General features: G+C 57.4%; 12 protein-coding genes. 7 read left to right on the forward strand and 5 right to left on the reverse strand.

The genetic code is table 11. The features are described 5' to 3' along the window. Positions 1–20 precede the first annotated feature (20 nt). Together EYB53_RS03175 and EYB53_RS03180 are read right to left on the reverse strand one after the other, a co-directional pair. Positions 21–1160, reverse strand: a complete 1140-nt coding sequence (locus EYB53_RS03175) for an aminotransferase class V-fold PLP-dependent enzyme (RefSeq protein ID WP_135476671.1) — start codon at positions 1158–1160, stop codon at positions 21–23. A 13-nt stretch (positions 1161–1173) separates the two neighbouring features. Beyond that, entirely contained in the window at positions 1174–2025 is an 852-nt protein-coding gene (locus EYB53_RS03180; protein ID WP_135476673.1) for an alpha/beta fold hydrolase, read from the reverse strand. Between the two features lie 225 nt (positions 2026–2250). Between EYB53_RS03180 and EYB53_RS03185 the strand changes: the two genes are divergently transcribed. Genes EYB53_RS03185 through EYB53_RS03195 form a run of 3 tightly spaced genes read left to right on the forward strand, consistent with a single transcriptional unit; the run spans position 2251 to position 5166 of the window. Next, positions 2251–3336 carry a F0F1 ATP synthase subunit B gene (locus EYB53_RS03185; RefSeq protein WP_167857234.1) on the forward strand — a complete coding sequence of 362 codons (1086 nt, stop codon included), beginning with the start codon at positions 2251–2253 and terminating at the stop codon, positions 3334–3336. Between the two features lie 14 nt (positions 3337–3350). Continuing rightward, positions 3351–4736 (forward strand): hypothetical protein, encoded by a 1386-nt coding sequence (locus EYB53_RS03190; RefSeq protein ID WP_135476679.1) that lies wholly within the window; start codon positions 3351–3353, stop codon positions 4734–4736. Beyond that, on the forward strand, positions 4717–5166 hold the full coding sequence (locus EYB53_RS03195; RefSeq protein ID WP_135476681.1) for a hypothetical protein: 450 nt from the start codon (positions 4717–4719) through the stop codon (positions 5164–5166). Before EYB53_RS03190 ends, EYB53_RS03195 begins: the two co-directional genes overlap by 20 nt. Positions 5167–5205: 39 nt before the next feature. Here EYB53_RS03195 and EYB53_RS03200 read toward each other — a convergent pair whose 3' ends face one another. After that, on the reverse strand, positions 5206–5766 hold the full coding sequence (locus EYB53_RS03200; protein ID WP_135476683.1) for a hypothetical protein: 561 nt from the start codon (positions 5764–5766) through the stop codon (positions 5206–5208). A 544-nt stretch (positions 5767–6310) separates the two neighbouring features. On the opposite strand from EYB53_RS03200, the gene glnA reads away from it, so the two are divergent. Then, entirely contained in the window at positions 6311–7732 is a 1422-nt protein-coding gene (gene glnA, locus EYB53_RS03205; protein ID WP_135476685.1) for a type I glutamate--ammonia ligase, read from the forward strand. 81 nt (positions 7733–7813) lie between these two features. On the opposite strand, the gene EYB53_RS03210 is transcribed toward glnA, so the two are convergent. Both EYB53_RS03210 and EYB53_RS03215 read right to left on the reverse strand, forming a co-directional pair. Then, positions 7814–8092, reverse strand: a complete 279-nt coding sequence (locus tag EYB53_RS03210; protein WP_135476688.1) for a hypothetical protein — start codon at positions 8090–8092, stop codon at positions 7814–7816. Between the two features lie 207 nt (positions 8093–8299). After that, positions 8300–9619: an ammonium transporter gene (locus tag EYB53_RS03215; protein WP_135476690.1), complete on the reverse strand. Its 1320-nt coding sequence runs from the start codon at positions 9617–9619 to the stop codon at positions 8300–8302. 441 nt (positions 9620–10060) lie between these two features. On the opposite strand from EYB53_RS03215, the gene EYB53_RS03220 reads away from it, so the two are divergent. The 3 genes from EYB53_RS03220 (at position 10061) to EYB53_RS03230 (ending at position 14432) form a co-directional block, all read left to right on the forward strand. Continuing rightward, the gene (locus tag EYB53_RS03220; RefSeq protein ID WP_135476692.1) at positions 10061–10621 is read left to right on the forward strand and encodes a hypothetical protein; all 561 of its coding nucleotides are present in this window, start codon (positions 10061–10063) and stop codon (positions 10619–10621) included. A 146-nt stretch (positions 10622–10767) separates the two neighbouring features. Next, complete coding sequence (locus EYB53_RS03225) at positions 10768–12024, forward strand: glycosyltransferase (RefSeq protein ID WP_135476694.1); 1257 nt, start codon at positions 10768–10770, stop codon at positions 12022–12024. Continuing rightward, a complete protein-coding gene (locus tag EYB53_RS03230) occupies positions 12021–14432 on the forward strand; it encodes a thiamine pyrophosphate-binding protein (RefSeq protein WP_135476697.1) in 2412 nt (803 codons plus the stop codon). Before EYB53_RS03225 ends, EYB53_RS03230 begins: the two co-directional genes overlap by 4 nt. Positions 14433–14449: the final 17 nt, after the last annotated feature.

Raw genomic sequence — 14449 nt, forward strand, 5'->3', positions numbered from 1 at the left:
GTGATTGAACGTGCTGCTCGTTACGCGGCATCCCCCAGAACCTCGCCCACCTTCAGCACCTCTTCCGTTGTATTGTAGAAGTGGGGCGCAAAGCGCAACCCGCCGCGTACCGTCGCAATCACCCCGGCTTCATCAAGGCGCTTGCTGGCTGCATCGGGGTCGGGCAGGTTGTTGATGACCACAATGCCACTGCGATGCGCTGGCGACGGATCGGCGGCAAACGTATACCCGCGCTCACTTAGGTCGTTGATCAGCGTATCCACATGGGTCAGCACCTGGCGCTGAATCCGCTCGATGCCAACCTCTTGCAGCAACATCACCGACTCGCGCAGCGCCACCGCCCCGTAAATATTCGGCGTGCCAAGCGTAAAGCGATCAGCGCTTGCCGGGAAGGTCAGGTTGTAATCGAGGTAGTTCATCGAGTCAACGACACTCGATGCCCCCACATACGCCCCTGGCTCAAGCTCATCAAGCAGTTCTTGACGGACATAGAGAAAGCCCGCCCCCGGTGCCGCGAGCATCCATTTTTGCGAGCCAGCCGCCAGGAAATCAATGTTGCACGCCTGCACATCCATCGGGAACGCCCCCAGCGTCTGGATGCCATCAACCACAAAATAGATCCCACGCTCTTTGCAGAGTTTGCCGACGGCCTCGATATCATTGCGAAAGCCGGTGGCAAACATTGCGGTACTCAGAGCAATCACGCGGGTATGGCGATCAATGCGGGCGGCGAGCATGTCGAGATCGAGGCCACCCTTGTGTTGCGGCACTACCTTGGTCAGAACGCCCTTGTAGGCCAGTTGCTGCCACGGGTAGACATTCGCCGGATAGTCACCTTCGAGAATCAAGACATTATCACCGCGCCGCAACGGTAGACTGACCGCCGCCGTATTGAGCCCCATCGCCGTATTAGGCATCAACACAACTTCAGCGGACTCGCGGGCATTGATCAGCGTTGCCAGGCGTTGGCGCAGATCGCCCATGAGCTGAAAGACCTGCCCCAGAAAACGCATCGGCGGCTCGGTTGAAGCAAGTTGATTGTGGGCGGCAACGGCCTGCACAATGCGCGTATTGAGTGGCGAGACAGCCGCATGACTCAAAAAGGCGTATTTCTCAGTAATCGGAAATTCGGCTCGGTAACGTACGAGATCTTCGCTCATGCCATCCTCTTGCTCAATCAAGAAACTCACGCAATACGCGATGGTAGACCTTCGGGCGCTCGATCATTGGCAAATGCCCACACCGCTCGATCCAGGCGAGTCGGCTATTGAGGATCAGCCGTGCCACCTCGGGGGTTCCTGATGGTGGCATAATCGTATCCTGGCGTGCCCCGATCACCAGGGTTGCATTGCGTACCGACGCCATCGCCGGATGGATGGCGTGATCGCCGGCACTCGACGCCGTTTCGAGCGCGGTACGCTGATCCATCTTCATAAAGTCAATGAAACTCTCGTAGAGGATCTGATCGTCACTGGGCGTTCGGTAAAAAAAGCGTGACGCAACCGTACGATAGAAAGGGCGAACCCGCCCCATCCACGGTCGTCGTAGCGCCATCCAGAGCGCTAGAATATGGTGAACCTGCTCGACAATGCGGCGTTCGCCTTCACTGCGAAACGTGCTTACGCAGGTAAGCACCAGCCGTCGCACGCGGTGCGGATAGCGCACTGCCAGATAAACGGCGACACTTGCACAGAACGAGTGCCCATTAAGGTCAAACTGTTCCAGGCCCATCCTGTCGGCAAACGCAATCACCATCTCAGCCAGATTCTCGGCGGTAGCAGTACCCTTGAGTGGTGGCGACTCACCGAACCCGGGCAAATCAGGGGCGATCACCACACGATCGTTGCCCAGATCCGCCATCGTGGGTCGCCAGTAGCGTGACGAGCCGCCCCATCCGTGCAAGAGCAAGAGGGGTGGGTGAACCGCTGGCTCACCAATCGTTTCACGGTAAAAGACAGGCCCATCCCAGATTTGAACCGGCCCACGGAGTGGATACTCATCAACGGGCAGGACGTTTGCCTGCATAATGCCTCCGCGAACTAAACCGAGCACATAATGTCTGCTATTATACACCACGCTTGACAATCATTAGCGCAATGCGCTATACTTCCCCCGAAAGCGGCGCGTAAAATTGCGCAGTCTGATGCCGCAAATGTGCCTGAGCAATCTTGTTCACAGTGCTGTTCAGCGTCTCTCCTCCCCGGTGTTTGTACAGCATGCACCAGTTTGCACAACCACGAGGTTTGTCCTATGGCTCAAGGCTCTGCCTGGCCTCCTGAACCTGATCTCCCGCCGTCTTCAGCCCAGGAAAGTTCGTTTGATGACGAACAGCGCTTCAGTGAGTGGATTCAGAAGCGGTTGGCGATCTATCAAACACTTGAGCAGCAAATTCAAACTAGTATCCAGCAGACAGTGGAGTTTGGTGGTGAGTTTACCCGCCAGCTTGAGCAGGAGACCGAGCGCTTCATTGCGCGCTATCGGCGTCAGCGTCAGGAGCAGATCCAGATGCGCGATGCTCTGCGCCAGGAACTTGCCGATCTCCGCGTGGCTCTCGCTGAGGAACGCCGCCAGCACGAGCAAGCTCTGAACCAGGCTCGTCATCAGGCCGACCAGGAACGTGCCCAGACACGCCAACAGGTGGCCGCCGAGGTTGCCCAGCAACGCGCTTCCGCTAAAGCCGATTGCGAACGCATGATCCGTGAGGCCCAGGCCGAGCGTGAGCAGATCCTTGCTGAAACGCAGCAGATGTCCGTCCAGTTGATGGACCTCCAGCGCTCGCTCAGCAATATGCTCAAGCCAATGTCTTCGGTCGGGTTGCCCCCGTCATCTACCTCTGAAGCAAAAAAAAACGCTGAACTAGCTGAACGCTCCTATGCGCGTGTCAGTGAGTCACCGTCGACTGTTCCTCCCCCCTCTGTTCGTACGAACTGGCCCGAGCCATCGGTGCGCCCGTCTGTGCCCGATGCTCCTGCGTCTCAGCCAGCTCCCGAGGCTCAGCGGATGGTCGAAGCGACAGTGCCCGGTGAGCCTGCGGTGGTGGTTGAGCCCGAGCCGCCCGCCGAACCTGCGCCGCCCGCCGAACCTGCACTGCCCGCTGCCCCCCTTGAACAAACCGAATACACGGTGCATTTCAAAGATGTGCAGAGTTTTATCATTGCCTCGGATCTGCTTGATCGCATCGGCAACCTCAACGGGATTGAAAGCACGCGTCTGGTAGAGTACGAGCATCAGCAACTCTCGGTTGCGGTAAGCTACCGAGGTACTATTCCTCTTGAGCGTATACTCAAAGAACGCCTGTCAGAAGTCACCGTAGTGGTTGACGCAGCTGGTCAGTAGCCTTCGCAACGCTGATGACACGCCACCCTCAGCCATCAGACGCCTTTCTTATTGATGTTGCCAGTGATGGTCAACCATTTCTTGTTGATACCCTGACCGGTGTTGGCTATCAGGTGACGTTGCTTCGCCATGATCAGGTGCCGTTCCATCCTCTGGTGGAAATGGCTGTGCTGGTTGTCGTTGGCAGTGCCGGTGGTGATACGAATGTCCTGATCACCTATCGCCATTTTCATCATCATCCCCCGCTGATCATTGCTGCTTCCGATCAGGTGCGCCTGGCTGCTGGCTTCGAGCCTCTTCCTCCCGGGCCGCATCCCCTTGCCACTTTGCCTGCGTTGCTCCGTCAACATCGTGGCCTCCCTGAGCCTGCGCCTTTCGCCGGGGTTGGTGGCGATGATTCTCACTCTGAGGCGCTAGTGAGGCCGGAAGCGCCGCTCACGCCTGCCGAGGTAGCGACAGAAGCGCCGCCCGCCGAGGTGGCTGAGGTAGTGGCAGAAGCGCCGCTCGCGCCCATTGAGGTGCTTGAGGTCGATGACGGGGAGCATCTCGTTCGCCCGGGAAGTGAAGACCAGCCCGTGTCGGAAGAAGACTCGCGAGCTTCCTGGGGTGATCAGCCTCGCCAGTCCCCGTTCCGCAGTCCGCTCGAAGAGGCTCTTGGTACATATGGCAAGCCCGCTGCTTCTTCGACCGTAACACCTGATGAGGGGGCTGAGGAAGAACGTTCTGGCCCGGTCCTATGGATCTGGCTGCTCTTTTTGCTTGGTGTGGTGATGTTGGTCGTTTTTGTGGTGGGCAACCTCATTGCGCGTCAAGACCCGCTTGCTGGGCAAACACCGGTGGCAACCGCTGTCCCGACTCTGCCGACTAGCCTTGTCGAGGCTACAGCACTTCCTCTTCCACCTGAGCCATCGATCATTGCCAATACCCCAACCCCCGTTTTGCCACCGACGCCGACCCCGGTGCCTGCCATGGCGCAGATCGAGATCGCGATCGTTGCCGTCACGCCTTCGCAACCACAGGTTGGTGAAAACGTCAATATTCTCGTTCAGGTGCGCAATGTTGGTACCAGGCCAATCAATCAACCCTTCTGGGTAGATCTCTATGTTGATCCTGATTTGCCGCCGGCGCTGGCCGTCGCCTGGCCCGAGATTGCCGAGTACGGCTCAACATGGCGGGTTGATCGATTGGCACCGGGTGAAGTTCGCGATCTTAATACACTCAGTGCCGACCCCGAACGCTCGAACTTCCTTGCGTTCTCCACCGCCCAGGAGTACGAGATCTATGCACTGGCCGATACATTTGACGAGTTGTCAACTGACCCCTCCTTTGATCAAAGTGATCTGTTGCCCCTCGCAATGATCACGGTGAACGTGGTGGAGAATGTCTCAACACAGCCGTAGTCTCTTCCTCCCGCTTTTGCTGATCCTCCTGGCATTGATGATCGCCTCGGGGGTATACGCGGATGGAACAAGGGTAGTGCAGGCACATGCCAGTCCGCCTCGCGAGGCAGGTGGAGCCATGGTTAGCCTCCGCCCAACGCTTGATCCGACTCGGAAGCCGCTCACCACGCAGCCAGTTGAGACGATTCGCGCCGAATTGACGGCTACTGTACTGGCTTCGTCACCGACTCCCTCACCGACTCCCACCGCAATGCGACCAACCGTCACACGCACGCCTAGTGCCATTGCCACGGTCACCCCGACGAGTCCACAAGTTCCCCACGTAGGGGCCTCCCCTTCCTCCGCAGGATCGCTCTCTTTGCTCTGGATCGGGTTCTTCTTCTGTGTCGTAGGGCTTGTCTTCAAGTGGCTCAGTTCACAACGTTCGTAGCACGAGGCTAGCGTTGTTCAGCAGGCTGAAGAGCAAGGCTCAATGCGAAGATACGTGCGCAGCAAGTTCGGTGCTTGTGGCCGCAGGTTCAGCCGACGTTTTAGCGTGCGAAGAGATGGTTGGTTGGCGCAGGGACTCTTGTGATCGCTTATAGCGCACGGCCAGCGGCCACTTGCCCCAGACAAGCAATGAGTCGAGGCCAGCAGCATTTTTGTTTGCCGAACGTCGCCAGCGATAGCCACGCCCATTAAAAGCTGTCAGGTTCTCTTCACCCCAGACGATAACGCACGTGCGGCCATTCATCCGCAGTTCATGAAAAAGCCTCAAAATGTGCGTATCAGAATGGGTAAGGGGCAGAATAACATAATCAGGCATCTTTTCTGTCACCTGATAATAGGCTTCTTTACTATCTTCTATGATCTTGAACTCAACCAGAATGCGCACAGCCTCAAGCAATGAGCTATTCTCATCGCTTATTTCACCAACAAAAATGGCTATGTAGGCACTGTGTATCAAAATACTCTTCTGCTTTCTTCTCTCACCCACATACGTATTATAGCATATAACATCCCCAGAAAAGAAGCTTTTTGCGTTGGTCAAGTGTGAGGTTTTCGGGGCAATGTGCAGGATCGTTAGGCCTGCTGCCACCCCCCCCCCAGTTCGCTAGCGGGAGGAGCTGGGAGGGAGGTTGGCTCGGTCGCGGGCGTAGCCCGAAACCGAGCCAGGTGGGCATTTGTTTCTTTTATACAATCAGGCCGTGCTGAGATTGGATCTTCTCACTCTGGCACGAGGGCCAAGTGTCGCTTATGATGGAATGTAATGTGCATGGGCAAATTGCTTGTCCAGACCCGCGCAAGGAGAGATCGACATCGTGGTGCGCCAGGTACGCGTGATAGTTGTCGACATTGCAATGGCGCAGACAGTCGCAATCAACGGTTCAGCCCTTTCTGTATCTCGGAAGACATACAGAGTCCCCGGGGTTGACGTTTTCTCGTATCTTCTCCCGTCCATCGCCCATCAGGGCATGTCGTCAGTGCATTCGCGCCGTGTCGCGCCCCAGTATTGTCGCGCCGCCGCGTTGCGCAGGTTGGATCGCGTCCGCAGGACCCTGTCCGTTCTGTAGCTACACAAGGAGATTGGCTGTATGAGTATGACCGCTAAGGACGTTCTCAAACTGATTAAAGACCATGACATCAAGATTGTCGACACCCGTTTTACCGATCTTTTCGGTGCATGGCAGCACTATTCACTGCCTGCCTCGCGGTTGACCGAAGATATGATGGAAGAGGGTCTGGGGTTTGACGGTTCATCAATCAAGGGTTTTCAAGTCATCAACGAGAGCGATATGCTCATGGTGCCTGATCCCAGTTCGGCCTTTGTTGATACGACGCTCGGGGTGCCGACGCTGGTGCTGATCTGTGACATTATTGATCCGCTTGTCCGCGAACCCTATTCGCGTGACCCGCGCAATGTTGCCAAGAAGGCCGAAGCTTATCTCAAGAGCACTGGCCTTGCTGATACGGCCTACTTTGGCCCCGAGGCTGAGTTTTTCCTCTTTAGCGATGTGCGCTTTAGTCAGGCGGCGAATCACGGCTACTACTTCGTGGATAGCCCCGAGGCAGTGTGGAATACCGGCGCAGAGGTTCCTGGCGGCAATAAGGGCTATCGCATTCGCCACAAAGAGGGTTATTTCCCTGTGCCGCCCACCGATACCCTTCAGGATCTTCGTTCCAAGATGATCTTGAAGATGATGGAGTTTGGGATCGATATCGAGTTGCACCACCACGAAGTGGCCACAGCCGGGCAGTGCGAAATTGATATGCGCTTTGATACGCTGGTCAAGATGGCTGACCAGTTGCAGAAGTACAAGTATGTGGTGCGTCAGATCGCACGTGAGCATGGCTATAGCGCGACCTTTATGCCCAAGCCCCTCTTTGGTGACAATGGATCGGGTATGCACTGTCACCAGAGTCTCTGGAAAGATGGCGAGCCGCTCTTCTTTGATGAGACGCAGTATGCGCTGCTCTCGAAGATGGCGCAGTATTACACTGGCGGCATTCTCAAGCACGCCCCGGCTCTGCTGGCGATCTGTGCGCCTTCAACCAATAGCTACCGGCGTCTGGTTCCAGGCTTCGAGGCTCCGATCAACCTGGTCTATTCGGTACGCAACCGTTCGGCGGCCATTCGTGTCCCGACCTATTCGTCGTCGCCCAAGTCACGCCGCATCGAGTTCCGTGCCCCCGATGCCATGTGCAACCCTTATCTGGCCTTTGCTGCGATGATGATGGCTGGCTTGGATGGGATTATGAACAAGATCGAGCCGCCTGCGCCGCTTGATGTTGATATCTACGAGCTATCGCCCGAAGAGAAGGCCGATATTCGTGGTACGCCTGGTTCGCTGAGTGAAGCGCTGGATGCGCTTGAGGATGACTACGAGTTCTTGCTCCAGGGTGGCGTCTTTACGCCTGACCTGCTCGAGGCGTATATTGATGCCAAGCGCCGTGAGGCTGTCTCCATTGCTCTGCGCCCCCATCCCTATGAGTTCTCGATGTACTACGACGCATAAGCCGCGGTTACAGACGAACACAAAAAAGGCCAGCATTGCTGGCCTTTTTTGTGTTCGTCTGTAACCGCGATTTATCTTACTTCAAGAGCGGGTGTGTGTCCGACGCGACACGCCAATCACCATAATCACGCCAAGGGCAAGCGTCGTGATGCATACATACAGCACGGCGGTGTAGGTGGTGAGCAAGCCTTGCAACACCAGCGCCCCAAACGCGGGAATCATCCAGATCGTCCAACTAAAGACACTCATGACTCGACGGTCGGTAATGGTTAAACGTGAAGCATTCTCAAGCATCAACGTGGTGGCTGCCCAGCCGATCAACCCGATCAGGATACTTTGCAGGTCAGATAACATTTCCATGGTTGAACCTCCGCTGCATCGTTGCAGTTTCTTTCCCGGTTCAATCATAGCAGACTAATTGGATCATTTCAACAAATACAAGCACGATGAAGTGTACAAAATGCACAACTAATGGCTTTCTGAGGTGATATGATTGGTTGTGAGACAACAAAGAGGTGGCAGGCTCGAGCCTGCCACCTCTTTATACTCGCTTGATGAAAGCAAAGCTTACTTGGCTGGAGCGCGGCTGACACCACCGGAAGGAGGAGCAGGCGGGGCCATGCCCGGGGTTGGGGTCGGGATGAAGTCAGGATAGGCAGCCATACCGTGTTCGCCAAGGTCGAGGCCGAGTTCCTCTTCCTCTTTGCTGACGCGCAGACCGATGGTGGCCTTGATGCCATAGAACAGCGCACCCGAGAGTACCACGGTCCAGACACCAACCGCGACCACACCAATCGCCTGAGCGATCAACAGGGCCATCCCGCCACCATAGAAGAGGCCAAGCGTGCCCGTGTTGCCTTCGATGGCGGCAAAGAGACCAAGCGCCAGCGTGCCCCAGACGCCATTGACCAGGTGGGCAGGCACAGCGCCGACCGGGTCGTCAATCTTCAGCGACTCAAGCCAGGAGGTCGAGAAGACCAGGAGCGGCCCGGCGACCAGGCCGATGATCACGGCACCCACTGGCGTTACAAAAGCACACGCCGCAGTAATTGCCACCAGACCGCCGATGACACTGTTGAGGGTCAGGGCAGCATCGGGCTTGCCCGTGCGGATCCAGGTGAGAATGACAGTGGCAACAGCAGCAGCAGCGGCCGCCAGGGTCGTATTGACGGCAACCAGGGCCACCGCATTGGCATCAGCCTGTGACGAGAGCGCCAGCTGGCTCCCAGGATTGAAGCCGAACCAGCCGAGCCAGAGAATGAAAACACCAAGACCGACCAGCGAGACGTTGTGGCCAGGAATTGGCTGCGATTTGCCATCTTTGGAGAAGCGGCCAATGCGTGCGCCGAGCACAATGGCTCCCATCAAGGCGGCCCAACCACCGACGCTGTGGACGACCGTGCTCCCAGCGAAATCGGTAAAGCCAAGATCGGTCAGCCAGCCTGCGCCACTCCACACCCAGTGAACCACCACCGGATAGATGAGCACGGCCATCACGGCGCTGACAATCAGGTAGGACGAGAACTTCGTGCGTTCGGCCATAGCTCCCGAGACAATTGTGGCTGCGGTACCGGCAAAGACGACCTGAAAGAGCCAGCTTGCCAGGATTGGTACGCCACCAGCCTCAGTTGCATCATAGCCGAGGAAGAACTGATCGATACCGATAAAACCACCTGCTGAAGCACCATAGGCAAAGCCCCAGCCGATCATCCAGAAGGTGAGCGCTGCGATGCAGAAGTCCATCAAGTTTTTCATCAAAATGTTGACGGCATTTTTTGAGCGCGTCGCCCCTGCTTCCAGCAAGGCAAACCCGGCCTGCATGAAGAAGACAAGGAACGCTGCCAACAGCAACCACATCGTATCAAGTGCAACTACCATCTCTTCCATTCTGAACACTCCTTAAACAACATATGCAGCTTGTGACCAGTTCGGATGCGTGAAACTTATGATACATACGAGAGAAATCCATCCGGTCGACTTCGGAAGTACGCTACTCAGCGATAGTTGTGTCTCGTTAGAGCAGCTCACCCCCGGCGCTGCGACGTTGCAGAGCGGGTAGCGAACGTAGTACTCACCCCCTTACGCATGTTGGCGCACATGGCCTGAAATATCTGTCTTCTTTGGTTGCTAGATAGTAACCATGTTAACAGAATGCTCCGTTGCATCAAGGGTCAAGGCATCCAAAATCATTCGAACGAAAGCTGGATCTTTTGTACAAGTCATTCATGTTGACTGCACACAACCGTATCCAGACGCGGTACAATAGAGACAATGGTGGCGAGCTACGTCTGCTTGCCGGCAAGCCCGTATGGGCAAGGAGCACGTGCCATGGCAATGGTGATGGCAACCTTTACTGACCAGGCGCAAGCCCAACTGGCGGCGTCCCGTTTGCGAGAGGCTGGTTTTGGTGAGGTGACGGTCGGGATGAGTGACGATGACGCTGGTGCGTACCTTGGTCTTGGCGAGACGGTTGAATGGTTTCGCATCAAGACCATTCTGGTCTCGACCCTGGGTGGGATGGTGACCATCGGTGCGCTCGGTGGTCTGCTCGGGTTGATTTATGGGGTCTTTCCCGAGAACCGGAATATGGGTGTGCTGGCAAACTTTCCGACGACCCTTGCCGTCGCGCTGACCTGGCTCGGGGTTGCCCTGGTTATTGGCATTGTCCTCGGTTTTCTGGCTGGCATTCCGGTTGCGTATCTGCTGGGCAGCGCGGCCGAGAAGGCCGCTGCGCGCGGTGAAATTCAGCGCCGACCGTTGGTGTCGGCCAGTGCGCCTACCCCTGAGTCCGTTGATACGGCGTTTGCTGTTATCAAGACCTGCAGTCCTTTTGAGATCGCTCGCGTCGAGCCTCCGACCGGGCTGCGACGGATGACGGTACGAGCGTAGGCTCCCAGGAGGGGCTGTTTTAACTTGCTCAAAAACGCCAGCTACGCTGGCGTTTTTGAGCAAGTTGAATCTCCCCTGTTTGGGCAATCACGCTAGCTATGGTATGATCATGCTGGTTCCGGCTTACCCCAGACAGAAGGGTAGCGATGAAGATTTTACTGCTTGCCCCGTATCCTCCTTTCCCACCGCGTAGTGGCGGTGCTTTGCGCGTCTTTCATCTGGCTCGCGGCCTTGCGATGCATCATGATCTGACCTTGCTGACGTTTGCTCCCAATCAGGCTGCGGCTGCTGCACTGGCGCCGTTGCGCGAACGTTATAGTGTGGTGACCGTGCATGGCCCTCCCCCGCGTTCGATGCTGCGCCGTGCCGTGACCACGCTGGCTGCACCGTTGCCCGATATGGCCCTACGGAATCGTAGCCAGCCGTATGCAGAGGCGCTGAGCCGGTTGTTGGCGGCGGAACATTATGATGTGGTGCAGGCCGAGAGTATCGAGATGGCTCATTATGCGCTGATGGCCCGCGATCTGACGCAGCGGATCGTGCTTGATCAGTTCAATGCTGAATATCTGTTGCAACGCCGCGCTGCGCTTGCCGATCTGAAGGGCGGTCTCGCGCTCCCACCTGCCAGGCTCGTTGCCGGGATCTATTCGTTGGTGCAGTGGCGTAAGTTGTCGCGCTATGAACGACGTTTGCTGCGGGCGTTTGACCATATTCTGGTGGTCTCGGAGCAGGATCGCGCTGCGCTGCAACGCCTGGTGCCTGCGGCTGCGTCGAAACTGGCGGTTGTTCCCAATGGTGTTGATACGGCGCGCATCCGTCCTGGGGCCGTGCGGGGCGATCTTGGTGCCTCGACCATGGTCTTTGTGGGTGCGCTTGACTATCGACCCAATCTTGATGCCCTGCGCTGGTTTACCACTGAAGTTTTGCCTCTGCTGCGCCAGAAACGTCGCGGGGTGCGCCTTTTGGTTGTTGGCCGTGCCCCGGGGCGTGTTGTGCAGACACTGGCAAGCGATGAGGTGGAATTGGTGGGTGAGGTGCCCAGTGTTGCCCCGTATATTGATGGGGCTGCGGTCTTTGTTGTCCCGATGCGCATTGGCGGTGGCTCGCGCCTCAAGTTGCTCGAGGCGCTCGCGATGGAGGCACCAGTGGTGGCTACCTCAATGGCGGTTGAGGGAATTGCCGGGCTGCGCAATGGCAAGCATCTCTTGATTGCGGATCGACCCCAGGCCTTTGCCGAGGCAGTGATCCGCTTGATGCACGATCCCGAACTGGGACGGACGCTCGGGGCCGCCGGGCGTGACCATGTAATCAATCACTATGATTGGGATGCAAGCATTGCCTCGCTGAATCAATTGTATCAGCAGGTGAGTGAACCAGTAGCCAACGAACGGAAACGACGATGACAGCTTCCAGGCAGCGCCGCCCGGCAGATGCGTTGCCAGTGGACACGCCACTGGCTCCGGTTGTATCCGCAGATGAGCTTGCGACCCTTGAACGGGTGCAGCAACGGATTCGCTGGTTGTCTACGCTCATTGTCCATCATGCCAATTATGTACGCCCAAATCATGATGGCACCAAGATTGGTGGTCATCAGGCTTCTTCGGCTTCGATGATTTCGATCTTGACGGCACTCTATTTCCACTATTTGCGCCCTGGCGACCGTGTGGCCGTCAAGCCCCATGCCTCACCGGTCTTTCATGCGATCCAGTATCTGCTTGGTCAGTTGCCCGAACACTATCTGCCGACGCTGCGCGCCTTCGGTGGGTTGCAGGCCTATCCGTCGCGCACCAAAGATCCTGATCACGTCGATTTTTCGACGGGTTCGGTTGGGCTTGGTGCGGTGGCGCCTGCGTTTGCGGCCCTTGCCGGGCGCTATGCGACCGCCCATTTTGGCGCACCCGATACCCGTCGTTTTGTCGCCCTTGTCGGTGATGCTGAACTCGATGAGGGCAATGTCTGGGAGGCGATTCTTGATCCGGCCCTCGCCGGTCTTGAGCATCTGCTCTGGATCGTTGATCTCAATCGGCAGAGCCTTGATCGGGTCGTGCCTGGGATTCGGGCAACTCATCTCAAGCGTCTTTTTGCCGAGAGTGGCTGGCGTGTGCTAGAGGCGAAGTATGGCCGTCGCTTGCAGGCGCTCTTTGCCTGTGAGGGTGGCGCGACGCTTCGGCAACGCATTGATGAGATGCGCAACGAGGAGTATCAGGCGCTGATTCGGTTGCCGGGGGCGGAACTTCGCCCGCGTTTGCTTGGCGATGATCTGGCTCTGGCTGCGTTGCTGGCTGATGTTCCTGATGCTGAATTGCCGCAGATCCTGGCGAATCTGGGTGGTCACGATCTCGAAGAACTGCTGGCAACGCTGGCTCAGGCTGATGAAGCGCCGCGTCGCCCGACGATCATTTTTGCCTATACGATCAAGGGGTGGGGGTTGCCGATTGCCGGGCATCCGCTGAACCACTCGCAGTTGCTGACAACTGAGCAGATCGAGACGCTCCGTGAAGACCTTGGCATCAAGCCTGAGGCGCTCTGGGCTGGTTTTGAGCCTGCTAGCCCCGAAGGGCAGTTGTGTGCTGCCGTTGCGCAGCGTCTGTATGGGCCACGCGAGGCGTCTTCGGGGGCGCGTGAGCGGCTCGCAGCGGTGGTGGCGGCGATGCCTGATGATCTTGAGGTACTGGCGACTGGGCAGACAAGTACGCAGGAGAGTTTTGGGCGTGCGTTGATGCGACTGAGCGAGGTGCCGGGGCTGCGTGAACGCATTGTGACGACCTCGCCGGATGTCTCGGTGTCAACGAATCTTTCGGGCTGGATCAATAAGACCGGGGTCTATGCGCCCACCGAAGAACCCGATTTCGAGAGCGCCGAGGTTTATCGGTTGCTCCGCTGGAAACGCGGGCCTTCGGGTCAGCACATTGAACTGGGCATCTCCGAGATGAACCTGTTTATGCTGCTGGGCATGTTTGGGTTGAGTCACGAGTTGCTTGACGAGGTGCTGCTACCGATTGGCACCGTCTATGACCCATTTGTGTGTCGGGGGCTTGATGCTTTGATTTACGGGCTCTATGCGGGGGCAAAGTTTGTGGTAGCCGGCACGCCTTCGGGGATTACGCTTGCCCCCGAGGGTGGAGCGCACCAGTCAACCGTCACGCCTTCGCTCGGGATCGAGTTGCCCAATTTGCATAGTTTTGAGCCTTGCTTTGCGGTTGAATTGGTCTGGACGCTGCTGGAGGGGCTAACGCAGTGTTGTGATCGCGAGCAGGGCCGGGCGACCTATTTGCGTCTTTCGACGCGGCCACTTGATCAGGGCTTGCTTGAACCAGCGCTGCAACGGCTTGGGCGGGCCGAGTTGCGGCGTCAGGTACTGGCGGGTGGGTATCGGCTGATAGACCGCCGTGATCATGCCGATCATCCTGCGGCCCCGGTCTTGCAACTGGCGGCAGCGGGCGCAGTTATGCCCGAAGTGGTGGCGGCGGCTGAATATCTGCGTCGCGAGGGCGTTGCGGTCAATGTGCTCAACCTGACGAGCCCGCGGCGGCTCTATGAAGCCTGGCGTGCTGGTGATGACCTGACCTGGCTGCTTCCACCAGATGAAGCTACCGCACCTTTTGTGACCGTCCATGATGCTGCGTCACACGCACTGGCCTGGCTCGGCAGCATCTATGGTGCGCCGGTTCTTGCGCTGGGCGTGGATACCTTTGGTCAGTCGGGTACACGTGATGAGCTCTATCGAGCGTTTGGACTTGATGTCGAAGGCATTATCAAGGCGGGTTTTGAGGCGGTTGATCGTATACTGGTGCCCACAGCAGGGTGGTAGCCATTTCTCAACACCCT

This window comes from Candidatus Chloroploca mongolica (assembly GCF_004762035.2).
In the GTDB taxonomy this organism is placed as follows: Bacteria; Chloroflexota; Chloroflexia; order Chloroflexales; family Chloroflexaceae; genus Chloroploca; species Chloroploca mongolica.

Coding starts and splice junctions, on each gene's coding strand:
- EYB53_RS03175 (WP_135476671.1), bottom strand. CDS start 1,160: ATGAGCGAAGATCTCGTACGTTACCGAGCCGAATTTCCGATTACTGAG.
- EYB53_RS03180 (WP_135476673.1), bottom strand. CDS start 2,025: ATGCAGGCAAACGTCCTGCCCGTTGATGAGTATCCACTCCGTGGGCCG.
- EYB53_RS03185 (WP_167857234.1), top strand. CDS start 2,251: ATGGCTCAAGGCTCTGCCTGGCCTCCTGAACCTGATCTCCCGCCGTCT.
- EYB53_RS03190 (WP_135476679.1), top strand. CDS start 3,351: ATGACACGCCACCCTCAGCCATCAGACGCCTTTCTTATTGATGTTGCC.
- EYB53_RS03195 (WP_135476681.1), top strand. CDS start 4,717: ATGTCTCAACACAGCCGTAGTCTCTTCCTCCCGCTTTTGCTGATCCTC.
- glnA (WP_135476685.1), top strand. CDS start 6,311: ATGAGTATGACCGCTAAGGACGTTCTCAAACTGATTAAAGACCATGAC.
- EYB53_RS03210 (WP_135476688.1), bottom strand. CDS start 8,092: ATGGAAATGTTATCTGACCTGCAAAGTATCCTGATCGGGTTGATCGGC.
- EYB53_RS03215 (WP_135476690.1), bottom strand. CDS start 9,619: ATGGAAGAGATGGTAGTTGCACTTGATACGATGTGGTTGCTGTTGGCA.
- EYB53_RS03220 (WP_135476692.1), top strand. CDS start 10,061: ATGGCAATGGTGATGGCAACCTTTACTGACCAGGCGCAAGCCCAACTG.
- EYB53_RS03225 (WP_135476694.1), top strand. CDS start 10,768: ATGAAGATTTTACTGCTTGCCCCGTATCCTCCTTTCCCACCGCGTAGT.
- EYB53_RS03230 (WP_135476697.1), top strand. CDS start 12,021: ATGACAGCTTCCAGGCAGCGCCGCCCGGCAGATGCGTTGCCAGTGGAC.